Origin of the sequence: Mesorhizobium norvegicum (assembly GCF_004919685.1) — a bacterium.
GTDB classification, from domain to species: Bacteria; Pseudomonadota; Alphaproteobacteria; order Rhizobiales; family Rhizobiaceae; genus Mesorhizobium; species Mesorhizobium norvegicum.
In genome coordinates this window covers 1-244 of the sequence record NZ_SMYZ01000235.1, presented here as the reverse complement: position 1 = coordinate 244, position 244 = coordinate 1, and the positions used below count along the sequence as shown (strand labels likewise).

Here is a 244-nt window from a genome sequence, read left to right as displayed (position 1 = left end):
ACAAACAGCACCACGAAAATCATGAACAGAATCTTGGCGATGCTCGCTGCGCCGGCAGCGATGCCGCCAAACCCGAGCACGGCCGCAATCAGGGCGATGATGAAAAAGATGACTGCATAACGCAGCATGGTGACCTCCTGTGCAGTTGAGTGAGCTTGCCGCCATGGGGCGGATACCCCACGGGATCAGCAAGCCGCGTACCGCGCCAGGAACTCCGGTTATGCCTCGGTGGCATGCGCGCGGC

1 protein-coding gene is annotated in these 244 nt (G+C 60.7%); it reads right to left on the bottom strand.

Features of this window, described 5'->3' with window-relative positions:
* Window positions 1-128, bottom strand: a 128-nt coding sequence (locus FCU66_RS40890) for a DUF1328 domain-containing protein (protein ID WP_136625538.1), incomplete at its 3' end; no start/stop codon positions are given.
* Window positions 129-244 lie beyond the last annotated feature (116 nt).